Source organism: Pseudomonas sp. NPDC089996 (assembly GCF_044748405.1).
GTDB lineage: Bacteria > Pseudomonadota > Gammaproteobacteria > Pseudomonadales > Pseudomonadaceae > Aquipseudomonas.
Map to the genome: position 1 here is coordinate 287,888 of NZ_JBIVGA010000001.1, position 21,152 is coordinate 309,039.

Here is a 21,152-nt window from a genome sequence, read left to right on the forward strand (position 1 = left end):
GGGCGGCCCCAGCTGTTAGGGCTTGGCGCCGAGGATGATGTGCGAGGCCTTGATCAGCGCTGTGGCTTTCACGCCGGGTGCCAGGCCAAGTTCCTGCACGGCCTCGCGGGTGACGATGGAATACACCTCGGTACCACCCGCCAACTTCAGCACCACTTCGGCGTTCACCGCTCCGTCTCCCACGCGCACCACTTCACCTTCCAGGGCGTTGCGGGCCGAAAGCCGGTAACCGTCGGCATCGGTCATCAGCACCACCCAAGGGGCCTTGACCAGGGCCACGGCCTGTTTGCCGACGTTGATGCCGAGATTGTGCAAGCTGGTCATGGTGACCACCGCCACCAGCTTCTCGCCGCGACCAAGAGTCAGTTCGACCTCGGCATTCACTGCGCCGGGTTGCACGGCGCTGACGGTACCTTCAAAGACATTGCGGGCACTAGCTTTCATGGTGACTACTCCTTATCGATTGTTAGTCCTGCGACGCTGCCGCCATCCGCGCTTCCAGCTCGGCGACTTGCTTCTCCAGGGCCTCGAGGCGGGCACGGGTGCGCGCCAGCACGACCATCTGGCTGTCGAATTCTTCACGGCTGACCAGGTCCAGCTTGCTGAAGGCGCCTTGCATCAGCACCTTGAACTGGCTTTCCAGTTCGGCGCGTGGCTGGGCGGTATCACTGCTGAACAGGCGCGAGGCCTGGTCGCTCAGGGCGTCGAGAAGGGCTTTGGGCGCGAGCATGTCGGGCTGTCCACTGATACTGAGAAATGGCCCGCAGTGTAGCACGGGGCAAACTTGCACCATTGACCACACGCAGTTGCACATTTTTCGAGCAGGCGGTGGAACCTGGCTGCACCGAAGTTGTGCAGGTTTACCATGCTGGCGACTGGCCAATTCTCACCGATGCGCATAAGCCGCTGTTTTCCCGCGTTTTAGCGAAAGTGGCAAGGTTTCTGCAAAGACCTGTACGAGCCATGCACTGATGCAGTTCCTTGTGACCAGGCAGTGCGCACGCGGAGCCGGATGCCGACGACGCGTTACAAAGCCAACCGCTGCGCTTAGACTTGAGACGGGTTTGTTTTCCTGGGGCAAGTCCACCAAATCGGGAGAGAGTTTCATGAAGCTAGTCACAGCCATCATCAAGCCGTTCAAGCTGGACGACGTGCGCGAGTCGCTGTCGGAAATCGGCGTGCAGGGCATTACCGTCACCGAAGTCAAAGGTTTCGGCCGGCAGAAGGGCCACACCGAGCTGTATCGCGGCGCGGAGTATGTGGTCGACTTCCTGCCCAAAGTGAAGATCGATGTCGCCATCGACGACAAGGACCTTGATCGAGTGATCGAAGCCATCACCAAGGCAGCCAACACCGGCAAGATCGGTGACGGCAAGATCTTCGTGGTGAATCTGGAGCAGGCGATCCGCATCCGTACCGGCGAAACCGATACCGACGCGATCTAAGCGCCGAAAAAAGCCTCACCAAACCCAACGCCCCAGGAGAAAACAACATGACTCTGCGTCAGATCGCAGGGCTAGGAGCCCTATTGTCCCTCGTAATGCCCGGGCTTGCCCTGGCAGAGGAAGCTGCCGCGCCGGCGCTGAACTCCGGCGACACCGCCTGGATGCTGACCGCAACGGCGCTGGTGCTGTTCATGACCATACCGGGCCTGGCCTTGTTCTACGGCGGCATGGTGCGTTCCAAGAACGTACTGTCGGTGATGATGCAGTGCTTCGCTATCACCGGCCTGATGAGCATTCTCTGGGTCGTCTACGGCTACAGCATGGCCTTCGATACCACCGGTATGGAAAAAGGCGTGCTCAACTTCAATTCCTTCGTTGGTGGTTTCTCCAAGGCGTTTCTCAGCGGTGTAACGCCCGAGAACCTGACCTCGGCCACCGCATTGTTCCCTGAAGCGGTATTCATCACCTTCCAGATGACCTTCGCCATCATCACCCCGGCACTGATCGTCGGTGCCTTCGCCGAGCGCATGAAATTCTCGGCGATGCTGGTGTTCATGGGCATCTGGTTCACGCTGGTCTACGCACCGATCGCGCACATGGTGTGGAGCGGTGACGGCGCGCTGATGTGGGACTGGGGCGTACTCGACTTCGCCGGTGGCACCGTGGTGCACATCAACGCCGGTATCGCAGGCCTGGTCTGCTGCCTGGTGCTGGGCAAGCGCAAAGGCTACCCGACCACTCCGATGGCCCCGCACAACCTGGGCTACACCCTGATGGGCGCGGCCATGCTGTGGATCGGCTGGTTCGGCTTCAACGCCGGCTCCGCCGCCGCCGCCAACGGCACTGCCGGCATGGCCATGCTGGTGACCCAGATCGCCACCGCCGCCGCTGCGCTGGGCTGGATGTTCGCCGAGTGGATTGGACACGGCAAACCGAGCGCCCTGGGTATCGCCTCGGGTGTGGTCGCCGGCCTGGTCGCCATTACGCCGGCCGCTGGTACCGTGGGCCCGATGGGCGCCCTGGTGATCGGCCTGGCCTCGGGCGTGATCTGCTACTTCTGCGCTACCACCCTCAAGCGCAAGCTGGGTTATGACGACTCCCTCGACGCCTTCGGCGTGCACGGTGTCGGCGGCATCATCGGTGCAATCCTCACCGGCGTGTTCGCGGCTCCGGCCCTGGGCGGCTTCGGCGCGGTCACCGATATCGGTGCCCAGGTATGGATCCAGGCCAAGGGCGTGATCTTCACCGTGGTCTACACCGCCATCGTGACTTACGTGATCCTCAAGGTGCTGGATGTGGTGATGGGCCTGCGGGTCAACGAAGAAGAAGAGTCGGTTGGCCTCGACCTGGCTCAACACAACGAACGCGGCTACAACCTGTAACGCGACGCTGGAAAAACTTGCCCGGTTCGCCGGGCATTTTTTTGCCTGTTTTTTACCATTTCCCGCAGTGCAAACGGTTTATCACTCACGTTCGCGACGTAGGCCAAAAACTTACAAGTATTGGGGCGTTTATGGTGCTTTGCTTTTTCTACGGGCGCGCTAGAATGCGCGCCAAAGGGTGTTTGACGAGTAGTCCGCACGCTTTGCCAGCCTTTGCTAGGCTTGCCATTAGCGTGTGGCCAGCAGGGTTGAAGGATTTGTCAGGTCCTGCCAGGAGCAGGGCCTGCTGGGTGCCGCCTCCCATCAGGAGCGCCGACCCAAGGGCAGTGGCCTAACCCACGGCCAGTTGAATTTTCACTGGTGGCTGCCGGTCTACGGCTGCACTGGTCTATAACTAACCTGCTTTTCGCAAGTCATGAGGTAGAACATGAGCGACGACGATCTGGAAAATGATGACCTCGAAGTAGGCGACGAAGACGAGGCTGATGAGGGCCTCGAAGCGGCAGCTGACGATGGTGCGGAAGATGCTGGCGATGACGACAGCAGCCCGGCACCGACTGCCAAGGGCAAATCCAAGGCGGCTGTCTCGGTAGACGAGATGCCAAGCATGGAAGCCAAGCAGAAGGAGCGTGATGCCCTGGCCAGAGCGATGGAAGAATTCCTTTCGCGCGGTGGCAAGGTGCAGGAAGTCGAGGCCAACGTGGTCGCCGACCCGCCCAAGAAGCCGGACAACAAGTACGGCAGCCGCCCTATCTGAGTGGCTGAATACAAAAGAGCCCGCCGTCGCTGCGGGCTTTTTTGTGCCTGCCTTTCAAGTCGACGCGGTCTCTGTGGGAGCGGCCTTGTGTCGCGAAAGGGCCGCAAGGCCCACAATGTCAGCGCCAGCGCGCCAGGACGTCGGGCAACTGGGACAGCCGCTGGATCTCGGCATCCGGCGCACGTTCACCCTCCCAGGCCTTGCCCTGCGGGTTGAACCATACGGCGCGCAAACCGGCACGTTGGGCCCCGGCGATATCATCGCCCGGGTGATCACCGATATGCACCGCCGCGCTGGCTTCTACCTCGCCACGCTTGAGCGCCTCTAGGAATGGCGCCGGGTCCGGCTTGCCGATGCCCAGGTCCTCCGCGCACAGGGCAAAGCGGAAGTAGTCCGCCAGCCCCAGGCGGCTAACATCGGCGTTGCCGTTGGTGACCACCCCCAAGATGTAGTGATGGCGCAGGATCTCCAGCACCGGTTGTACCTCGGGGAACAATTCGACCTGGTGGCGGGCATGCAGGAAGACCTCAAAGCCTTCATTGGCCAGTTCCTGTGCCTGCTTTTCGCTGTAGCCGACTTCTTCGAGGGCGTGGAACAGCACACGCCGGCGCAGGGCGCTGATGCGGTGCTTGAGACCCGGCTCGGCCTGCACCAGGCGCTCGCGGATGGCAAACAGGTGCTCCACCGGTACGCCGCCAAGGTTGCGGGCGTTGGCTTCGAGCCAGTCGCGCAGCACGACCTCGGCGCTGGCAATCACGGGCGCGGTGTCCCACAGGGTGTCGTCGAGGTCGAAGGTGATCAGCTTGATGCTCATGAGTCTGTGCCTTTGCTGCGTTTGGCCCGAGGATGGGCGCTGTCGTACACCATGGCCAGGTGCTGGAAGTCCAGGTGGGTATAGATCTGCGTGGTGCTGATGTCGGCATGGCCGAGCATTTCCTGCACCGCACGCAGGTCCTGGGAGGATTCCAGCACATGGCTGGCGAAGGAATGGCGAAGCATGTGCGGGTGCAGATGCTGGCCCAGCTCGCGCTCGCCAGCGGCCTTGACCCGCAGCTGGATGGCCCGCGGGCTCATGCGCTTGCCCTGGCGGGTGATGAACACCGCGCTATCCCGCGGGCCGCCGATGCCGCGCAGCTTGAACCAGGCTTGCAAGGCCTCACGGGCCTTGCGGCCGACGGGCAGTACGCGGGTCTTGCTGCCCTTGCCCAGTACCTGCACCAGGCCGGCGGCCAGGTCGAGCTGCTCGAGGTCGAGGTTGTTCAGCTCGGAGAGGCGCAGGCCGGAGGAATAGAACAGTTCAAGAATGGCCTGGTCGCGACGGGCGATGAAGTCGTCGTCGACGCCGCCATCGAGCAGTTGCAAGGCGCGGTCGGCGTCCAGCACCTTGGGCAGCCGGCGTTCACCTTTGGGCGCGCTCAGGCCGGTGGCCGGATCGTGCTGGCACAGGCCTTCGCGGTTGAGGTAACGGTACAGGCCCCGTACCGCAGACAGCAGCCGCGCCAGGCTGCGCGAGGACTGCCCCTGGTGGTGCTGGCGAGCGATCAGCTGGCGCAGTTGCTGGATCTGCAGCGCGCCCCATCCGGCGATGCCCTGGTTATTGCAGTATTCGATGACCTTGTCGAGGTCGCGGCGGTAGGCCAGTAGGGTGTGGTCCGACACCTGGCGCTCGTTGCGCAGGTGTGCGCAATAAGCCTCCAGCTGGCGTTCCATCAGCGCACCGGACGCAGGGTCTGGGTCACGCGCGGCACCACGCGGCCGAGCACTTCGGCGATATAGCCGAGGAACAAGGTGCCGACACTGCTCTTGTAGTGCTGCGGGTCGCGGCTGCCAATCGCCAGTACGCCATGCAGCCCCTGGTATTCGAGGGCTGCAACTGCACTGGAACCGACTTCCGGCTGCTGCTCTTTGCCGAACAGGAAAGCCAGTTCGTGCTCGCGCAGGTTGCCGCTGACGGTCTTGCCGCCACCGAGCAGGCCGCCGATGGCTTGCTGGGCTTCGGCATTGCTTACCCAGCGGCCGACGGGTGCCACGTTGTCGCCGAACAGGATCAGGCTGACGAAAGGCACCTGGAATTCCTGGCGCAGGCTGTCTTCGACGGCCATTACCACTTCCTCCAGGCTGCCAGCATCGAGCAGGTCGAGGATCAGCCGGCGGGTCTTGTCGAACAGCCGGTCGTTGTCACGAGCCACGTCCATCAGTTGCGACAGGCGATGGCGCATCTCGATGTTGCGATCGCGCAGCAGTGTGAGCTGGCGCTCCACCAGCGACACGCTGTCGCCGCGCTGGTGGGGGATGCGTTGTTCGATCAGCAGCTCGTCGTGCTCGGCGAAGAAGGTGGGGTGGGCGCGCAGGTAGGCGACCACCGCTTCGGCGTCGAGCTCATCGGGCTGCTGGGGTACTGGCTGATCGGTCATGGCGGTTACTCGCTTAGAGACGAACCTGTCCTTCGAAGACGCGTACGGCTGGGCCGGTCATCAACACGGGCTTGCCGGGACCGGCCCATTCGATGTGCAGGCGTCCTCCCGGCAGCTCGAGGGACACCGGAGAGTCCATCCAGCCCTGGCTGATGGCGGCCACGGCTGCGGCGCAGGCGCCGGTACCGCAGGCCTGGGTCTCGCCGGCGCCACGTTCCCATACTCGCAGGTTGCCGCGGTGCCGGTCGATGACCTGTAGGAAACCGGCATTCACCCGCTGAGGAAAGCGCGGGTGGTTTTCGATTTTTGGACCCAGCGCATGGACCGGCGCGGTGTGCACGTCATCGACGCGCAACACGGCATGCGGGTTGCCCATGGACACGGCGGCAATCGAATGCACCTGGCCGTCGACCTCCACCGGATAGTTCAACGCCTGTTCGTCGGCAATGAACGGGATGTCTGCCGGGGCGAAGCGCGGCGGGCCCATGTCGACACACACCTGACCGTCGCTCTGCACGTCCAGTTCGATGATGCCGCCCTTGGTTTCCACGCGGATGCGCTTCTTCGCGGTCAGGCGCTTGTCCAGCACGAAGCGGGCGAAGCAGCGCGCACCATTGCCGCACTGCTCGACCTCGGAACCGTCGGCGTTGAAGATCCGGTAGCGGAAGTCCACCTCCGGGTTGCTCGGCGCCTCGACGATCAGCAGCTGGTCGAAGCCGATACCGGTGTGGCGGTCACCCCATTGCTTGGCATGCTTGGGCTGGATGTGGGCGTGCTGGCTGACCAGGTCGAGGACCATGAAGTCGTTGCCCAGCCCATGCATCTTGGTAAAGCGCAGCAGCATGGGTTCACTCCGGCAGCAGGCTTTCGCCAGCGTACAGTTCGGCGATGGTCTCGCGGCGGCGGACTTCGAAAGCCTGGTCACCGTCGACCAGGATTTCCGCGCAACGGCCACGGGTGTTGTAGTTGGAGCTCATGACAAAACCATAGGCGCCCGCCGACTGCACGGCCAGCAGGTCACCTTCGGCCAGGTTCAGCACACGGTCCTTGGCGAGGAAGTCGCCGGTTTCGCAGATCGGGCCGACCAGGTCGTAGGCACGGCCTTCGCCCGCCCGCGGAGTGACTGCACTGACACCCATCCAGGCCTGGTACAGGGCCGGGCGGATCAGGTCGTTCATCGCCGCATCGATGATGGCGAAGTCCTTGTGTTCGGTGTGCTTGAGGTATTCCACGCGGGTCAGCAGGGCGCCGGCGTTGGCCACGATGTAGCGGCCAGGCTCGAACACCAGGGCCAGATCACGGGTGCCGACACGCTCGCGGATGGCCTTGATGTAGTCGGCCACCAGTGGTGGCTCTTCGTCGCGATAACGCACGCCAACGCCGCCGCCCAGGTCCAGGTGGCGCAGGTGGATGCCGCACTCGGCCAGGCGGTCGACCAGGGCCAGCAGGCGGTCGAGGGCATCGAGGAACGGGTCTACGGTGGTCAGCTGCGAGCCGATGTGGCAGTCGACACCGACCACGTCCAGGTTCGGCAGCTGCGCGGCGCGCACGTAGATGGCTTCGGCGTCGGCGATGGCGATACCGAACTTGTTCTCTTTGAGGCCGGTGGAGATGTACGGGTGGGTGCCGGCATCGACGTCCGGGTTCACACGCAGCGAGATCGGGGCGATCTTGCCCATCTCGGCCGCCACCACTTGCAGGCGTTCGAGCTCATCGGTGGACTCGACGTTGAAGCAGTGCACGCCGACTTCAAGGGCGCGGCGCATATCTTCGCGGGTCTTGCCGACGCCGGAGAACACCACGCGGTCGGCACGCCCGCCAGCGGCCAGCACGCGCTCCAGTTCGCCGCCGGAAACGATGTCGAAGCCCGCGCCCAGGCGCGCCAGGACGTTCAGCACGCCGAGGTTGGAGTTGGCCTTGACGGCGAAGCAGACCAGGTGCTCGGTGCCTTGCAGGGCATCGGTGTAGCTGCGGTACTGGGCTTCGATGTGAGCGCGCGAGTACACGTAGGTCGGGGTGCCGAAACGTTCGGCAATGGCCGAAAGGGCCACGCCTTCCGCGAACAGTTCACCGTCGCGGTAGTTGAAAGCGTTCATCTGATTTCCTTACTGCGCTGGCGTCTGCTCGGGCTGGATTGGCTGCTCTTCTTGCGGCTGGACCGCAGGCGCGTGCTGGTGCTGGTGCGATTTGTTCGGGCCTTTGCCGTCCTTGCCGTCTTCTGGCAGGTACAGGGGGCCTTTCTGACCGCAGGCCGAAACGAGGCAGGCAACCGCGACCAGCGCCGCGAGCGAGGAAATCAGGCGCTTCATGGGGTGAAATCCTTTGAAATATGCAGTATTGCGCCCGAGTATACCGAGCGACCGGCGGATTGCCTATGCAAGAGCCGGTCCGTCGGGCGGGCTATGCTTAGGTGCTCTCGCCGCCGCTAATGGGGCCAGCGTCGGCTGCGGCTAAACCTTTGCATTCATGGCCCGGCGCCCGTATCTTGCCCGGCTTGCCCGTAAAGCAGCCAATTTCGAGGTTCCTGCAATGAGTTTGAGCGAAGCGCGTTTCCATGATCTGGTCGACGCGACCCAACAGGCCCTGGAAGACCTGTTCGACGAGAGCGGCCTGGACCTGGACATGGAAAATTCCGGCGGCGTGCTGACCGTCAAGTTCGAAGACGGCGCCCAGCTGATCTTCAGCCGCCAGGAGCCGCTGCGTCAGTTGTGGCTGGCCGACCGTTCCGGCGGCTTCCACTTCGACTACGACGAAGAGACCGGCAAATGGGTGTGCGAGAAGAGCGAAGAGCTGCTTAACGAAATGCTCGAGCGCATCGTCTGGGAGCGGGCCGGCGAGAAGCTGGACTTCGACGAGATCTGACATGACCAGCCAGGCGCGGCCACCCAAGCCGCTGTACAGCAACGTCAGCCCGGCGGTGCCGTCACCCTGCATCAGCGTCTGCCGGCTGGACGAGCAGCGTGTGTGCACCGGCTGCCATCGGCATGTCGAGCATATCCGCGAGTGGCGCTCGGCTGACGACGAACGGCGCCGGCAGATCTGCCGTGAGGCGGAAGCCCTGCGCGCGCGGGCTTGAGTATTTGCCCGGCTGTGGTAGTGTCGGGTTGTGCGTCGGTGACGCATAAGCATTCACAAACCCCGCCCTTGGGCGGGGTTTTGCTTTATCTGCCTGCAGGAAACCGCCTGTTCAAAGGAGTTTGACTGGATCATGAGCACCAAGCCTTCCCTCATCCTCACCCGGTTGGACGTACAGCGTCTCGAGCGCCTGATCGACAGCCTCGACGAAAGTACGCCGGGTGTGCTCGCCTTGCAGGAGGAGCTGGACCGTGCAGGTCAAGTGGTCGGCCATGAGGAAGTGCCCGCCGGTGTGGTGACCATGAACTCGCGCGTTCATTGCCGCGAGGAAGCCAGTGGCAATGACTACCACCTGACCCTGGTGTACCCGAAAGATGCCGGTGGCGAGGGCAAGGTTTCGATCCTTGCACCGATCGGTTGTGCGCTGCTGGGCTTGTCGGTGGGAGAGCAGATCGACTGGCCGGCACCGGGGGGCAAGACCCTGAAGCTGAAGTTGCTGGAAGTCGAATACCAGCCCGAGGCGGCTGGCGATTTCGATCTGTGAGATTTCTGGGGCCGCTTTGCGGCCCCAGTTCTTCAAGGTTCCAAAGTAGCCTGCAATTTAGCCAGCCCGTCATTCAGCGCCTGCTCCAGTTCGCGCTTGTAGCGCAGGTAAAGGCTGGTCGACCCCTGTTCATCCTCCAGCAGCTCAGACAGATCAAGGTCGGTAATGTAGCAACGGTAATGCCCGGCGCTACGCCGCTGGCCAAGGATCTGCCGGGCGACCACCTCATACAGTTGGTCGCCATGCTCCAGCTCGGAAAACTCCTGCTGGTCGCAATACAGCGTCACATGCACCTCATCCCCCGCACCGGCCTGCAGAATGGCCTGAACCTCATAGTAAGGTTGGTCGACGCCAGCGCTGGGTGCCGGGCGGGGCTCGATGCTGCGCGCCTTGCCCGGGCCGGAGGGCAGCAGCTGGGCATAGTGGATAGTCAGTGAAGCCTGCTGCAGATGGTCGAGCGGAAGGCGCGCATCGTGGCGCACCACCACCGAACGCAAAAAACGCTGCAGCGGCAACAACAGGTGGCTTTCGTCGAACAACGGCAGGCGCTGCTGCCACAGGGCGTTGTACTCATCCAGCACGTACAGGTCGGCCCAGCCATCGAGCAGACGGTAGAACACCTGAATGCAATTGCGCCGGCCTTGTTCCAGCAGCAGAGGCAGGTCGTGGTCCTGCAGGGCGTTGCCATCCAGGTGCAACGGGCTGTATCGGCTGCGCGCTTCGCCCAGGTGGTCGAGCACGGCGTCGTGATCGGCCATGGTTGCCAGGCTGACCTGGCCGGGCTGCAGATCCAGCACATGGGTGTACTGCGCCACCTGCAGCAGGTAGCGGTGGTCAAGGCCCTGGTCGAGCAGCAGTTGCACCGTATCGAAGATCTCCTCGACCCGCTGGCTGATGGCCTGGGCGCGGTTGTGGCAGAAGCAGCGCACGCGCAACCGCGGGCGGTGGCTGCGCTGGCCCAGGCTGTTGAGGAAATCGCGCAGGCAGCGCAGCAGCGCGTGTTCGCCGTCATAGCGCTGCACCAGCACTTCGTTCCAGCTGTTGAGCGTGATCTGGTCGAGGGTCAGCACCAGGTTCTCGCGCACGCCGGCATAGCTCAACGAGTCGGTGCGCTCCGTGGTCATCAGGATGTTCAGGTCGCGGTGATGGCGCAGCGGGTCGACGCCGACATTGACCAGCAGCAGGATCTCGTCGGCCACGCTCGGTTGCAGCAGGCGTGCTTCGCTGACACTGTCCAGCGGCAGTGGGATGCTCTGCTGCAAGCTGACCAGCAGGTTGAACAGCTCGGACTCGCTGAGGTCGCTGTCGCCCGGGTGCAGGGCCAGGCGCGTGCTGCTGTCGATGACGCCATTACGGTGGGCCCAGGTCAGCAGTTCGAGCAGTTCGCGACAGCGCTTGATCGGACTGAAATGCTCCCACTCGTGCACCCCCAGGTTACCGTTGTACAGCCCCCACTGGTGGCTGCCAGGTTCCTTGCGGTTTGGTGACTGGACCAGTGTCAGGGTGTCTTCGGCGATGTCCGGGGCAATGCCCGGGTTGATCACTTCGATTTTGCCGGCGCGGCGTTCGAAGGCGGCGTACAGGCGCCGGCCAAGGACATTCAGGTCGCGCTGGTCGGCGCGGCTGCTGGCGCCCTGGCTTTGCGCGAACTGGCCGAGAAAGCGATAGCTATGGTTGAGTTCGGCCACCAGCTCACGGCGTTCCACGGCGACCTGGCGCACCTTCCACTGGCTGCGGCTGTCGAGCATGGCCAGCTGGCGCTCATCCCAGCCCCACTCATCGGCCAGGCGCTGCAACAGCTGGCGCTGCCAGCCATTGCTGCGGGTGCGGTCCAGCCCGCTCAGCTTCTTGTTGACCTTCAGATACAGGCTGCGCCGGACCAGTTCCAGCCGCGCGGTTTCGCCGCGTTGCTGCAGGTAGTGCTCGATACGCCGGTACACCATCACGTAGGGGTCGAGTTCGTCGAGGTTCAGGTGGTTGGCGAACACGGCCTGCTTGTAGTCCAGGCTGAGGCAGCGCACGTTCGGGTGCTCGCTGGCATACACCTCGGTCAGAAGTAGCTTGAGCAGTGACTTGTAAGGCGAATCGATACCCTTGAAGAGTTGCCACAGCCCGGCGCCGACGTACTCGCCGGGCGGAATTCGCGAAAGGTTGCCAAGGTCGAGGGCGTCCTGGTTGCGAATGAAGCGCTTTGACAGCAGGGTTTGGGTATACGCCTGATAGTTGTGCTCTTCATAGACTGGTACCAGCCACCACAGTGGGGTGCGACCGGCGAGCCAGATGGCGGTGCGATAGAACTCGTCGAGCAGCAGGAAGTGCTGGGTGGTGCCACAGTCGTCGGAGCTGAGCTGGCTGTCGCGCTGGCCCTGGGCGAAGCCTTGCGGGTCGATTAGGAAGAAGTGCGCCTCAGCGCCCTGGCTGGCCGCCCAGGCCTCCAGCAGCTGGCATTTGCGCCGCAGTTCCTCGCGCTCGGCCTCGGCCAGGCCGGGGGCATGGCACACCCACAGGTCCATGTCGCTCTGTTCGGCCTGGGCCAGCGAGCCGAGGCTACCCATCAGGAACAGGCCGTGGATCGGGCGTGGCGGGTTGCCATGGCGTGCCTTGTAGGCGAACGAGCGGGCAAGGCGCTGGGCATCGGCGACCTGTTCGGCATCCGGCTCGAAGCCCGCCACCCCGGCCGGTGTGGCACCGGACACGTAACCCGGCAGCAGCGGGTGGTTGACGTGGAACAGCAGCGGCAGCAGGGTCAGCACCAGCTGCTGGCGGCTCGACAGGCCCTCCATGGCGCGTTCCAGCCGTGCCTGGTTGATGTGCAGGAAACGCGCCCGCAGTGTCGCCAGCTCTTTGCGGTCGATACCTTGGTCGAGGTCGGGGCGGATTTCGTAGGGGTAGTTCATGACGCACTCAGGGCGGGCGAGGGAGCTTTGGCGAGTTTAGCCTGAGTGGGGTGGTCGGATAAGCGCCATTTGAGATTTTGACGTCATTTTTCTAGCGCCCGTACCAGCCTCTTCGCGGGCACGCCCGCAAAGAGGCCGATACAGACTTATGCGGGCTGCGGGGCCTTGAGGATGGTCAGCAACAGCTGGACGCTTTCAGCCGCATCAGTCCCCAGGCTAGTGAGATAGCCACCATCGGGCTGGTCGGTGAGCTCTTTCTCGTGAAGACGCTTCGCAGCGGCAATCAAAGCGGGAGATGCGTTGCTGCCAACTTTGATGCCTTCCTGGTGGCTGTCCAGATTGAACAGGGCGAGTACTTCCAGTTCGGCGATCAGTTCGGGGGTAAAGGACATGGCGACTCCTGACTTCCAGACGAGGATGGCGGCACCGCCAGCGGTGCCTGATCCTGGAGTGTAGCCGGGTTATTCGTCGTCGCCTTGATCTGCCTCAGCTGGCAGCTCGGGCAGGGCGCGCAGGGCGGTTTCGTACCACTCGCCGTTGAATGGACGGTCATCCCTGAGCATGTTGTCGATCTCGATGGCCAGCACGTGGGCCATGAGGTTGAGGATGTCTTCGCGCTCGTAGCCGACCAGTTTCAGCTTGTTGAACGTGGCCTTGGCTGCGGGCGGTTCGCCGCTTTCAATCTGGTTTTCGATGGCCTCTGTCAGTGTCGCCTCGGCGAAGGCTTCTTCGTCATTGTCGATTTCGTCGTGCTCGCTCATGGCGGTACTCCTGTGGTGGAACGCACAGTTTGCCATGCCCGTGCCGGCAATGCCCGGTCATCCACCGGGTGCATGACGCTGGTCAGGCACCTGCGTACGGTCTATAACAGCCGAGCCATTCCCATACGGCCTGGAGGCTGTAACCCATGCTCAAGCTTCACGGATTCTCGGTCAGCAACTACTACAACATGGTCAAGCTGGCCCTGCTGGAGAAAGGCCTGCCTTTTGAAGAGGTCACCTTCTACGGCGGGCAGGCGCCCCAGGCGCTGGAGGTCAGCCCGCGCGGCAAGGTGCCGGTACTGGAAACAGAACACGGGTTCCTCAGCGAAACCAGCGTAATCCTCGACTATATCGAGCAGACCCAAGGTGGCAAGGCGTTGCTGCCGAGCGACCCGTTCGGCCAGGCTAAGGTGCGCGAACTGCTGAAGGAAATCGAACTGTACATCGAGTTGCCGGCGCGTACCTGCTACGCCGAGTCGTTCTTCGGCATGGCGGTGGAACCGCTGATCAAGGAGCGTGCGCGTACCGACTTGCTGGCAGGGTTTGCCACCCTCAAGCGCAACGGTCGTTTCGCGCCTTACGTGGCGGGTGAGCAGTTGACCCTGGCCGACCTGATGTTCTGCTTCTCGGTCGACCTGGCGAGCGCGGTAGGCAAAAAAGTGCTGGGCATCGACTTCCTGGCGGACTTCCCGCAGGCCAAGGCGCTACTGCAGCTGTTGGGCGAGAACCCGCACATGGCGCGGATCTTGGCGGACAAGGAGGCGTCGATGCCGGCCTTCATGGAGATGATTCGCAGCGGTAAACGCTGAAGGCCGGGGGCTGCTTTGCAGCCCTTTCGCGACACAAGGCCGCTCCTACAGGGGAGTGCAAATTCCTGTAGGAGCGGCCTTGTGTCGCGAAAGGGCCGCAAAGCGGCCCCAGGTTCTTGATCAGCGCGAAGCCAGCAGGGCCTTGCCGCGAACGACCGCAGCACGCACTTGCGCCGGCGCCGTACCACCAATGTGGTTACGGGCATTCACCGAGCCTTCCAGGGTCAGCACGGCAAACACGTCCTGCTCGATCTGGTCGCTGAACTGGCGCAGTTCTTCCAGGGTCATTTCGGCCAGGTCCTTGCCGGTATCTACCCCGTACTTCACCGCGTGGCCGACGATCTCGTGGCAATCGCGGAACGGCAGGCCACGGCGGACCAGGTAGTCGGCGAGGTCGGTAGCGGTGGAGAAACCGCGCAGGGCCGCTTCGCGCATGATGGCATGCTTGGGCTTGATCGCCGGGATCATGTCGGCAAAGGCACGCAGCGAGTCGCGCAGGGTGTCGGCGGCGTCGAACAGCGGCTCTTTATCCTCCTGGTTGTCCTTGTTGTAGGCCAGCGGCTGGCCTTTCATCAGGGTCAGCAGACCGGTCAGGGCACCGAAAACACGGCCGCTCTTGCCACGTACCAGCTCCGGTACGTCCGGGTTTTTCTTCTGCGGCATGATCGAGCTGCCGGTGCAGAAGCGATCAGGCAGGTCGATGAACTGGAACTGGGCGCTGGTCCACAGCACCAGCTCTTCGGAGAAGCGGGACAGGTGCATCATCGCCACACTGGCGGCGGCGCAGAATTCGATGGCGAAGTCGCGGTCCGAGACGCCGTCCAGCGAGTTGCCGGCGACGGCCTCGAAGCCCAGCAGCTTGCAGGTCAGCTCACGGTCGATCGGGTAGGTGGTGCCGGCCAGCGCGGCGCTGCCAAGTGGCATGCGGTTGGCGCGTTTGCGGCAATCGACCAGGCGCTCGTGGTCGCGGCTGAGCATTTCGAACCAGGCCAGCAGGTGGTGGCCGAAGGTGACCGGCTGGGCGGTCTGCAGGTGGGTGAAGCCGGGCATGATGGTTTCGGCTTCACGCTCGGCCTGCTCCAGCAGGCCTTTTTGCAGGCGGGTGATCTCGGCCAGGATCAGGTCGATCTCGTCACGCAGCCACAGGCGGATGTCGGTGGCCACCTGGTCGTTGCGGCTACGGCCGGTGTGCAGCTTCTTCCCGGTGATGCCGATGCGGTCGGTCAGGCGTGCTTCGATGTTCATGTGCACGTCTTCCAGGTCGACGCGCCAATCGAAGCTGCCCGCTTCGATTTCACCCTGGATGGTTTTCAGGCCGTCGATGATGGTGTCGCGCTCGGCATCGCTGAGAACGCCGACCTGCGCCAGCATGGTGGCGTGGGCGATCGAACCCATGATGTCGTGGCGGTACAGGCGCTTGTCGAAGTCGACCGAGGCGGTGAAACGGGCGACGAAGGCGTCGACGGGCTCACTGAAGCGGCCGCCCCAGGACTGATTGGTCTTGTCGGTGCTCATGGATTCACTCTATGCAGGCGTGAACGAAAAAGTGGCGCCGATAATAGCAGGGTTGGGCCCGCTTGCCGCAGGGCATCGGTCGACTGAAACAGCAGGAAAACATCCATGAAGGCAGGTCATGAGGATATTCAACGATTGAACGGCAGTGTTCCATGGACCGTCTACAGTTGGACAGAGGACTGGCAGCTATTCTGCCGGCTCAGTGAATCTTTGGCCTTCGTATCGGTCTAGAGCGTGACCGCAGTGTCGCTCGACCTGCTCTTGTCTACGCTATACCTGTGCGAGACTCACTCAGGAATCCAGAGCAATTATGAATGTCCTGATCGTTGATGACGAACCCCAAGCCCGTGAACGCCTCACACGGCTGATCGCTGAACTGGAGGGGTACACCGTGCTGGAGCCCAGCGCCACCAACGGCGAGGAGGCCCTGGCACTGATCGAAAGCCTCAAGCCCGATGTGGTGCTGCTGGATATCGGCATGCCAGGCCTGGATGGCCTGCAGGTCGCCGCTCGCCTGTGCGAGCGCGAGGCGCCACCGTCGGTGGTGTTCTGTACCGGCGATGATGAATACGGTGCCGAGGCCTTCAAGGACAGCACCCTCAGCCACGTGACCAAGCCGATTCAACCCCAGGCCCTGCGCGATGCCTTGCGCAAGGCCGAGAAACCCAACCGTGCCCAGTTGGCGGCCCTGACCCGGCCAGGCAGTGAAGGCGGTGGCCCACGCAGCCACATCAGTGCGCGCACGCGCAAAGGAATCGAGCTGATTCCCTTGCCCCAGGTGATCTATTTCATCGCCGACCACAAGTACGTGACCTTGCGTCACGAAACGGGTGAGGTGCTGCTCGACGAGCCGCTCAAGGCGCTGGAGGACGAGTTCGGCGAGCGTTTCGTGCGCATCCACCGCAATGCGCTGGTTGCCCGCGAGCGCATCGAACGCCTGCAACGCACGCCGTTGGGGCACTTCCAGCTGTTCCTCAAGGGCCTCGACGGCGATGCCCTGACCGTCAGCCGCCGGCATGTGGCGGGCGTGCGCAAGATGATGCAGACGCTCTGAAAGGATCGCGGAACCCTTGCAGGAGCGGCCTTGCCGGGGCGCCGGACCGGTCGGATAGGGCTGCGCAGCAGCCCAGGATGGATGCTCCAACCCACAGACCCCGAGGCCGCTCTGCGGCCTTTTCGCGACGCAAGGCCGCTCCTACAGGCTCCGGTGATGCTGTTATCATCAGCGGTATTTCTCTGGATCGGGGCGTTTCATGTCCACTCGCGAAATCCGCATTGCCACCCGTAAAAGTGCCTTGGCCCTGTGGCAGGCCGAATACGTCAAAGCCCGCCTCGAGCAGGCCCACGCCGGTCTGCTGGTGACCCTGGTGCCCATGGTCAGCCGCGGCGACAAGCTGCTCGATGCACCGCTGGCGAAGATCGGCGGCAAGGGGCTGTTCGTCAAAGAGCTGGAGACCGCGTTACTGGATAACGAAGCCGACATCGCCGTGCACTCGATGAAGGACGTCCCCATGGACTTCCCCGAGGGCCTGGGGCTGTACTGCATCTGCGAACGCGAAGACCCGCGCGATGCCTTCGTCTCCAACCGCTTCGCCAGCCTCGACGCTCTGCCGGCCGGCAGCATCGTCGGCACCTCCAGCCTACGTCGCCAGTCCCAGCTGCTGGCGCGCCGGCCAGACCTGCAAATCCACTTCCTGCGCGGCAACGTCAACACACGCCTGGCCAAGCTCGATGCCGGCGAATACGACGCCATCATCCTTGCCGCGGCGGGCCTGATCCGCCTGGGCTTCGAAGACCGCATCACCGCTACCATCAGCGTCGACGACAGCCTGCCAGCTGGTGGCCAGGGCGCGGTGGGCATCGAATGCCGCAGCGCCGACAGCGAAATCCATGCATTGCTGGCGCCGCTGCACCATGCCGATACCGCCGACCGCGTGGTCGCGGAGCGTGCCTTGAACAAACGCCTCAATGGTGGCTGCCAGGTGCCGATAGCCTGCTACGCGGTGCTCGAAGGCGACCAGTTGTGGCTGCGCGGCCTGGTTGGCCAGCCCAGTGGCGGTACGCTGCTGGTGGCTGATGCCCGTGCGCCGCGTCAGGCGGCGCACGCCCTGGGCGTGCAGGTTGCCGAAGACCTGCTCGGGCAGGGCGCCGAAGCCATTCTCAAGGAAGTCTACGGCGAGGCCGGGCATCCGTGAGCCCTTGGCGCCTGTTGCTGACCCGGCCTTTCGATGACTGCGCGGCACTGGCGCAGAGCCTGGCCAGTGCCGGCGTGGCTAGCAACTGCCTGCCCTTGCTGGCCATCGAGCCCGTTGCCTTGACTGACCAGCAGCTTCGCCAGCTGGCCGGGCTGGGGCAATGCCGGGCCATCATCGTGGTCAGCAAGCCAGCGGCCCGGCTGTTGCTCGAACAGCTGCAGCGGGCTGGCCTGCAGGCACCGGCAACAGGCTGGTTTACCGTGGGTGAGGCGACGGCGGCGGTGCTGCAGAGCGCGGGCCTTCAGGTGACATTTCCCATGCAGGGTGACGACAGCGAAGCCTTGCTTGCGCTTGCGGCCCTGCGCCAGGCTATTGCAGCCCCTCAGGCGCGGGTGCTGATCGTTCGCGGCATCGGAGGTCGCGAACTGCTGGCCGAGCGTCTTGCAGAGCAAGGTGCTAGTGTCGAATATCTGGAACTGTATCGTCGCTGCCTGCCGGAGTACCCGGCGGGCACGCTGATGCGCCGCATTGAAGCGGAACGCCTCAATGGCCTGGTGGTCAGCAGTGGGCAGGGTCTTGAACATTTGCAGCAGATGGCCGCCGCCGACTGGCCGCAGGTGGCCAGCCTGCCGTTGTTCGTGCCGAGCCCGCGGGTCGCCGAGCAGGCCCGGGCCGCCGGGGCCCGACAGGTTGTGGATTGCCGTGGCGCGAGCGCCGCGGCCTTGCTGGCAGCCGTGCAGCGCGTTGCTGCACCTGCCTCTTAAGGCGCTGAGCATCAGAGTGAAGCGCCCCCATGCAAAGGATGGATACGTGAGCGAAACTGTCTTGTCCAACAATGATCAGCCGTCGGCGCAAGCACCGGCGCAACCCGACATCGACAAGCCCGTGAAGCGTTCTGGCAGTGGGCTGGCCGTGCTGGCGCTGTTGCTGGGTGCGGCCGGGGTCGCAGTAGGTGGTTGGGGTGTCTGGCAGGTGCGGCAGCTGCAGGGCAGTGAAGTGAACCAGGGCCAGCACCTCGAAGCCCTCAGCCAGCGCGCTGCGGCTTTGCAGCAGCGCGAACAGCAGATCAGCGCGCAACTGGCCAGCTTGCCGGCAGCCAGCGAGCTGGAAGACCGCCGCCGCCTGGTGGCGCAGTTGCAAGGCGACCAGCAGCGTCTGAGCCAGCGTCTGGAAACCGTACTCGGCGAGAGCCGCAAGGAGTGGCGCCTGGCCGAGGCCGAGCACCTGTTGCGCCTGGCGACCTTGCGCTTGTCGGCGTTGCAGGACATTACCAGTGCCAAGGCGCTGGTCGAAGGTGCCGACGAAATCCTCCGCGAACAGAGCGACCCGGGCGCCTTTGCTGCCCGCGAACAACTGGCGCGTAGCCTGGCCACGCTCAACAGCACCCAGCAACCGGACCGCACCGGCCTGTTCCTCAAGCTCGCCGCCCAGCGCGAGCTGGTGCAGCAGCTCAACGCCCAGTCGCCCGAGTTCGCCAGCAATGCCGATGCACTGGGCGCACTGACTGCCGATGGTGATGGGGCCAGTCGCCTGTCGCAGTGGTGGGCAGAAATCTCCAAGTACTTCCAGATCGACTTCGATGCCGATGACAATGTGCGGCCGTTGCTGGCCGGCCAGCAGCTGAACCAGCTGCGCCTGGCCCTGAGCCTGACCATCGAGCAGGCGCAGTGGGCTGCGCTCAATGGCGAGGCCAAGGTCTACAGCCAGGCCCTGGATGATGCACGCAGCGTGCTGCTGGCCAACTTCAATGCCGACAACCCGCAGAGCAAAGCGATGCTCGACAGCCTCAACGCGCTGGCAGAGCAGCCGGTCTCGGTAGTGACCCCGGACCTGAGCGAAAGCCTGGCCGCTGTGCAGACGTACATCCAGCGTCGCCATCTGCCAGCCGAGGCTGAAGGGGGTAAACCATGAAGCGTGTCTACCTGCTGGCCGTGCTGGCCATCGTGGTTGCCGCAGCGCTGGGCGTTGCAGTGGCCAAGCACAGTGGTTATGTCCTGGTTTCCTACGGCGGTTTCCGTTACCAGTCCGGATTGTGGGCGGCGCTTGCGGCGCTTGCCGCGGTGGTGTTGCTGCTGGTGCTGCTGCGCTATCTGGTTGGCCTGGTGCTGACCTCCAGCGGCGTGGTCAACCCGTGGTCGCGACGCAACCGCAGCCGGCGCGTGCAGATCGCCATCGAACAGGGCCAGCTGGACTTGGCCGAGGGCCGCTGGGCCAGTGCCCAGCGCCACCTGCATCGTGCTGCCGAGGCCGAGCGCCAGCCCCTGCTGTACTACCTGGGCGCCGCCCGTGCCGCCAATGAACAAGGCCGCAAGGAAGACAGCGACAACCTGTTGGAGCGCGCTCTGGCTCGGCAGCCCCAGGCCGAGCTGGCCATCGCCCTTACCCATGCCCAACTGCAGATGGACCGCGGCGAGCGCGATGCTGCGCTGGAGACCCTGCTGGCCATGCAGGAGCGCCACCCGCATAACACCCAGGTGCTGCGCCTGTTGCAACGCCTGCAGCTGGAGCGTGGCGACTGGCCGGCGCTGATTCGCCTGCTGCCGGACCTGCGCAAGGGCAAGGTGTTGCCCGCCGACGAGCTGGCCGCGTTGGAAAAGCGCGCATGGGGTCAGAACCTTGGCCTGGCGACTACCCGAGGCGAGGATTCGCAAACTGCCCGTCAGGCCCTTGAGCGCGCCTGGCAGCAGCTGACAGCAGCCCAGCGCCAGGAACCACAACTGGTGCTGGCCTATGCCGAGCAGCTGCGCCAGGTCGGTGCCCAGAGCGAAGCCGAGCAAGTGCTGCGTACCGCGCTCAAGCGTGAGTACGAAAGCCATCTGGCTCGCCTGTATGGCCTGGTACGCGGTGAGGACCCCGCGCGTCAGCTACAAACCGCCGAAGGCTGGCTGAAGGCTCACCCTGAAGACCCGAGCCTGTTGCTCACACTCGGTCGCCTCAGCCTGCAGAATCGCCTGTGGGGCAAAGCGCGTGACTACCTGGAAAGCAGTCTGCGCATGGAACGTAATCCGGAGGCCTGTGCCGAGCTTGCGCGTTTGCTTGCCAGCCTTGGCGAGACTGAACGCAGCAATCAGCTGTTCGAAGAAGGCCTGGGCCTGATCGATGAGCGTCTTCTGGCGCTGCCATTACCAGAAGGCGTACGCGCCTGAACGCCCCATGAGCCCGTGCAAGTGTGCGGGCTCATGGGTTTGGTAATTTATTCTGGGTAGAAAGTTAGTTCTGCAGCCTCTTGTTAAGAAGTTTCCTACAGCTCGGATGGAAACTTTCCTTGCAATACAGCGACTTGTCATTCCAGTAGCGCCTTGAAACAACCCCGGACTTTCCTCTACCGTTCCAGGCCACTTCAACTTTCCGGGACCTT

Annotated in this window: 24 protein-coding genes; 12 read left to right on the forward strand and 12 right to left on the reverse strand. The window is 63.7% G+C overall.

The genetic code is table 11. From position 1 onward, the window contains the following. Positions 1 to 15: 15 nt before the first annotated feature. On the reverse strand, positions 16 to 444 hold the full coding sequence (locus ACIPW4_RS01365) for a molybdopterin-binding protein (RefSeq protein ID WP_400654168.1): 429 nt from the start codon (positions 442 to 444) through the stop codon (positions 16 to 18). 22 nt (positions 445 to 466) lie between these two features. Next, complete coding sequence (locus ACIPW4_RS01370; protein WP_400654170.1) at positions 467 to 730, reverse strand: accessory factor UbiK family protein; 264 nt, start codon at positions 728 to 730, stop codon at positions 467 to 469. 376 nt (positions 731 to 1,106) lie between these two features. Between ACIPW4_RS01370 and glnK the strand changes: the two genes are divergently transcribed. The 3 genes from glnK (at position 1,107) to sutA (ending at position 3,584) form a co-directional block, all read left to right on the forward strand. Beyond that, positions 1,107 to 1,445, forward strand: a complete 339-nt coding sequence (gene glnK / locus ACIPW4_RS01375; RefSeq protein ID WP_002555808.1) for a P-II family nitrogen regulator — start codon at positions 1,107 to 1,109, stop codon at positions 1,443 to 1,445. Between the two features lie 47 nt (positions 1,446 to 1,492). Beyond that, positions 1,493 to 2,827: an ammonium transporter gene (locus ACIPW4_RS01380; RefSeq protein ID WP_400654171.1), complete on the forward strand. Its 1,335-nt coding sequence runs from the start codon at positions 1,493 to 1,495 to the stop codon at positions 2,825 to 2,827. A gap of 427 nt (positions 2,828 to 3,254) precedes the next feature. After that, the gene (gene sutA, locus ACIPW4_RS01385; RefSeq protein ID WP_400654173.1) at positions 3,255 to 3,584 is read left to right on the forward strand and encodes a transcriptional regulator SutA; all 330 of its coding nucleotides are present in this window, start codon (positions 3,255 to 3,257) and stop codon (positions 3,582 to 3,584) included. 118 nt (positions 3,585 to 3,702) lie between these two features. Here the strand turns inward: sutA and ACIPW4_RS01390 are convergent, their stop codons facing one another. Genes ACIPW4_RS01390 through ACIPW4_RS01415 form a run of 6 tightly spaced genes read right to left on the reverse strand, consistent with a single transcriptional unit; the run spans position 3,703 to position 8,307 of the window. Continuing rightward, the gene (locus ACIPW4_RS01390; RefSeq protein ID WP_400654175.1) at positions 3,703 to 4,398 is read right to left on the reverse strand and encodes an HAD family hydrolase; all 696 of its coding nucleotides are present in this window, start codon (positions 4,396 to 4,398) and stop codon (positions 3,703 to 3,705) included. After that, the gene (gene xerC / locus ACIPW4_RS01395; RefSeq protein ID WP_400654177.1) at positions 4,395 to 5,294 is read right to left on the reverse strand and encodes a tyrosine recombinase XerC; all 900 of its coding nucleotides are present in this window, start codon (positions 5,292 to 5,294) and stop codon (positions 4,395 to 4,397) included. The genes ACIPW4_RS01390 and xerC overlap by 4 nt, the downstream gene beginning before the upstream one ends. Beyond that, complete coding sequence (locus ACIPW4_RS01400; protein ID WP_400654179.1) at positions 5,294 to 5,998, reverse strand: DUF484 family protein; 705 nt, start codon at positions 5,996 to 5,998, stop codon at positions 5,294 to 5,296. The genes xerC and ACIPW4_RS01400 overlap by 1 nt, the downstream gene beginning before the upstream one ends. Positions 5,999 to 6,011: 13 nt before the next feature. Then, positions 6,012 to 6,842, reverse strand: a complete 831-nt coding sequence (dapF, locus tag ACIPW4_RS01405) for a diaminopimelate epimerase (RefSeq protein ID WP_400654181.1) — start codon at positions 6,840 to 6,842, stop codon at positions 6,012 to 6,014. A gap of 4 nt (positions 6,843 to 6,846) precedes the next feature. After that, on the reverse strand, positions 6,847 to 8,094 hold the full coding sequence (gene lysA, locus ACIPW4_RS01410; protein ID WP_027916966.1) for a diaminopimelate decarboxylase: 1,248 nt from the start codon (positions 8,092 to 8,094) through the stop codon (positions 6,847 to 6,849). Positions 8,095 to 8,103: 9 nt separating this feature from the next. Further along, positions 8,104 to 8,307 (reverse strand): lipoprotein, encoded by a 204-nt coding sequence (locus tag ACIPW4_RS01415; protein WP_400654183.1) that lies wholly within the window; start codon positions 8,305 to 8,307, stop codon positions 8,104 to 8,106. 220 nt (positions 8,308 to 8,527) lie between these two features. On the opposite strand from ACIPW4_RS01415, the gene cyaY reads away from it, so the two are divergent. The 3 genes from cyaY to rnk all read left to right on the forward strand — a co-directional run bounded on the left by cyaY (position 8,528) and on the right by rnk (position 9,617). Continuing rightward, positions 8,528 to 8,860: an iron donor protein CyaY gene (gene cyaY / locus ACIPW4_RS01420; RefSeq protein WP_400654185.1), complete on the forward strand. Its 333-nt coding sequence runs from the start codon at positions 8,528 to 8,530 to the stop codon at positions 8,858 to 8,860. Between the two features lies 1 nt (position 8,861). Then, positions 8,862 to 9,074, forward strand: a complete 213-nt coding sequence (locus ACIPW4_RS01425) for a DUF1289 domain-containing protein (RefSeq protein ID WP_054886457.1) — start codon at positions 8,862 to 8,864, stop codon at positions 9,072 to 9,074. Positions 9,075 to 9,206: 132 nt separating this feature from the next. Continuing rightward, positions 9,207 to 9,617 carry a nucleoside diphosphate kinase regulator gene (gene rnk / locus ACIPW4_RS01430; RefSeq protein WP_400654188.1) on the forward strand — a complete coding sequence of 137 codons (411 nt, stop codon included), beginning with the start codon at positions 9,207 to 9,209 and terminating at the stop codon, positions 9,615 to 9,617. A gap of 32 nt (positions 9,618 to 9,649) precedes the next feature. On the opposite strand, the gene ACIPW4_RS01435 is transcribed toward rnk, so the two are convergent. The 3 genes from ACIPW4_RS01435 to ACIPW4_RS01445 all read right to left on the reverse strand — a co-directional run bounded on the left by ACIPW4_RS01435 (position 9,650) and on the right by ACIPW4_RS01445 (position 13,275). Next, positions 9,650 to 12,514 (reverse strand): class I adenylate cyclase, encoded by a 2,865-nt coding sequence (locus tag ACIPW4_RS01435; protein ID WP_400654190.1) that lies wholly within the window; start codon positions 12,512 to 12,514, stop codon positions 9,650 to 9,652. A 146-nt stretch (positions 12,515 to 12,660) separates the two neighbouring features. Next, complete coding sequence (locus ACIPW4_RS01440; protein WP_346612591.1) at positions 12,661 to 12,906, reverse strand: TIGR02647 family protein; 246 nt, start codon at positions 12,904 to 12,906, stop codon at positions 12,661 to 12,663. A gap of 69 nt (positions 12,907 to 12,975) precedes the next feature. Then, positions 12,976 to 13,275, reverse strand: a complete 300-nt coding sequence (locus ACIPW4_RS01445; RefSeq protein ID WP_400654192.1) for a hypothetical protein — start codon at positions 13,273 to 13,275, stop codon at positions 12,976 to 12,978. Positions 13,276 to 13,421: 146 nt separating this feature from the next. On the opposite strand from ACIPW4_RS01445, the gene ACIPW4_RS01450 reads away from it, so the two are divergent. Beyond that, positions 13,422 to 14,084 carry a glutathione S-transferase gene (locus ACIPW4_RS01450; RefSeq protein WP_400654194.1) on the forward strand — a complete coding sequence of 221 codons (663 nt, stop codon included), beginning with the start codon at positions 13,422 to 13,424 and terminating at the stop codon, positions 14,082 to 14,084. Positions 14,085 to 14,204: 120 nt separating this feature from the next. Here ACIPW4_RS01450 and argH read toward each other — a convergent pair whose 3' ends face one another. Next, a complete protein-coding gene (gene argH / locus ACIPW4_RS01455; RefSeq protein ID WP_400654195.1) occupies positions 14,205 to 15,599 on the reverse strand; it encodes an argininosuccinate lyase in 1,395 nt (464 codons plus the stop codon). Between the two features lie 310 nt (positions 15,600 to 15,909). Here argH and ACIPW4_RS01460 point away from each other — a divergent pair, with 310 nt between their 5' ends. The 5 genes from ACIPW4_RS01460 to ACIPW4_RS01480 all read left to right on the forward strand — a co-directional run bounded on the left by ACIPW4_RS01460 (position 15,910) and on the right by ACIPW4_RS01480 (position 20,940). Beyond that, positions 15,910 to 16,653 (forward strand): LytR/AlgR family response regulator transcription factor, encoded by a 744-nt coding sequence (locus ACIPW4_RS01460; protein ID WP_400654197.1) that lies wholly within the window; start codon positions 15,910 to 15,912, stop codon positions 16,651 to 16,653. Between the two features lie 199 nt (positions 16,654 to 16,852). Continuing rightward, positions 16,853 to 17,794, forward strand: a complete 942-nt coding sequence (gene hemC / locus ACIPW4_RS01465; protein ID WP_400654198.1) for a hydroxymethylbilane synthase — start codon at positions 16,853 to 16,855, stop codon at positions 17,792 to 17,794. Continuing rightward, entirely contained in the window at positions 17,791 to 18,558 is a 768-nt protein-coding gene (locus tag ACIPW4_RS01470) for a uroporphyrinogen-III synthase (protein WP_400654200.1), read from the forward strand. The genes hemC and ACIPW4_RS01470 overlap by 4 nt, the downstream gene beginning before the upstream one ends. A 46-nt stretch (positions 18,559 to 18,604) precedes the next feature. Beyond that, positions 18,605 to 19,705: a uroporphyrinogen-III C-methyltransferase gene (locus ACIPW4_RS01475; protein ID WP_400654201.1), complete on the forward strand. Its 1,101-nt coding sequence runs from the start codon at positions 18,605 to 18,607 to the stop codon at positions 19,703 to 19,705. Then, the gene (locus ACIPW4_RS01480; RefSeq protein ID WP_400654203.1) at positions 19,702 to 20,940 is read left to right on the forward strand and encodes a heme biosynthesis HemY N-terminal domain-containing protein; all 1,239 of its coding nucleotides are present in this window, start codon (positions 19,702 to 19,704) and stop codon (positions 20,938 to 20,940) included. Before ACIPW4_RS01475 ends, ACIPW4_RS01480 begins: the two co-directional genes overlap by 4 nt. Positions 20,941 to 21,152: the final 212 nt, after the last annotated feature.

Excerpts from the sequence above, each read along its gene's own strand:
- lysA (WP_027916966.1), bottom strand. The coding sequence starts at position 8,094 with ATGAACGCTTTCAACTACCGCGACGGTGAACTGTTCGCGGAAGGCGTG.
- ACIPW4_RS01380 (WP_400654171.1), top strand. The coding sequence starts at position 1,493 with ATGACTCTGCGTCAGATCGCAGGGCTAGGAGCCCTATTGTCCCTCGTA.
- ACIPW4_RS01435 (WP_400654190.1), bottom strand. The coding sequence starts at position 12,514 with ATGAACTACCCCTACGAAATCCGCCCCGACCTCGACCAAGGTATCGAC.
- glnK (WP_002555808.1), top strand. The coding sequence starts at position 1,107 with ATGAAGCTAGTCACAGCCATCATCAAGCCGTTCAAGCTGGACGACGTG.
- argH (WP_400654195.1), bottom strand. The coding sequence starts at position 15,599 with ATGAGCACCGACAAGACCAATCAGTCCTGGGGCGGCCGCTTCAGTGAG.
- ACIPW4_RS01460 (WP_400654197.1), top strand. The coding sequence starts at position 15,910 with ATGAATGTCCTGATCGTTGATGACGAACCCCAAGCCCGTGAACGCCTC.
- dapF (WP_400654181.1), bottom strand. The coding sequence starts at position 6,842 with ATGCTGCTGCGCTTTACCAAGATGCATGGGCTGGGCAACGACTTCATG.
- ACIPW4_RS01390 (WP_400654175.1), bottom strand. The coding sequence starts at position 4,398 with ATGAGCATCAAGCTGATCACCTTCGACCTCGACGACACCCTGTGGGAC.
- ACIPW4_RS01450 (WP_400654194.1), top strand. The coding sequence starts at position 13,422 with ATGCTCAAGCTTCACGGATTCTCGGTCAGCAACTACTACAACATGGTC.
- xerC (WP_400654177.1), bottom strand. The coding sequence starts at position 5,294 with ATGGAACGCCAGCTGGAGGCTTATTGCGCACACCTGCGCAACGAGCGC.
- ACIPW4_RS01415 (WP_400654183.1), bottom strand. The coding sequence starts at position 8,307 with ATGAAGCGCCTGATTTCCTCGCTCGCGGCGCTGGTCGCGGTTGCCTGC.
- ACIPW4_RS01445 (WP_400654192.1), bottom strand. The coding sequence starts at position 13,275 with ATGAGCGAGCACGACGAAATCGACAATGACGAAGAAGCCTTCGCCGAG.
- ACIPW4_RS01425 (WP_054886457.1), top strand. The coding sequence starts at position 8,862 with ATGACCAGCCAGGCGCGGCCACCCAAGCCGCTGTACAGCAACGTCAGC.
- hemC (WP_400654198.1), top strand. The coding sequence starts at position 16,853 with ATGTCCACTCGCGAAATCCGCATTGCCACCCGTAAAAGTGCCTTGGCC.
- rnk (WP_400654188.1), top strand. The coding sequence starts at position 9,207 with ATGAGCACCAAGCCTTCCCTCATCCTCACCCGGTTGGACGTACAGCGT.
- ACIPW4_RS01370 (WP_400654170.1), bottom strand. The coding sequence starts at position 730 with ATGCTCGCGCCCAAAGCCCTTCTCGACGCCCTGAGCGACCAGGCCTCG.
- ACIPW4_RS01365 (WP_400654168.1), bottom strand. The coding sequence starts at position 444 with ATGAAAGCTAGTGCCCGCAATGTCTTTGAAGGTACCGTCAGCGCCGTG.
- ACIPW4_RS01440 (WP_346612591.1), bottom strand. The coding sequence starts at position 12,906 with ATGTCCTTTACCCCCGAACTGATCGCCGAACTGGAAGTACTCGCCCTG.
- cyaY (WP_400654185.1), top strand. The coding sequence starts at position 8,528 with ATGAGTTTGAGCGAAGCGCGTTTCCATGATCTGGTCGACGCGACCCAA.
- ACIPW4_RS01400 (WP_400654179.1), bottom strand. The coding sequence starts at position 5,998 with ATGACCGATCAGCCAGTACCCCAGCAGCCCGATGAGCTCGACGCCGAA.
- sutA (WP_400654173.1), top strand. The coding sequence starts at position 3,255 with ATGAGCGACGACGATCTGGAAAATGATGACCTCGAAGTAGGCGACGAA.
- ACIPW4_RS01480 (WP_400654203.1), top strand. The coding sequence starts at position 19,702 with ATGAAGCGTGTCTACCTGCTGGCCGTGCTGGCCATCGTGGTTGCCGCA.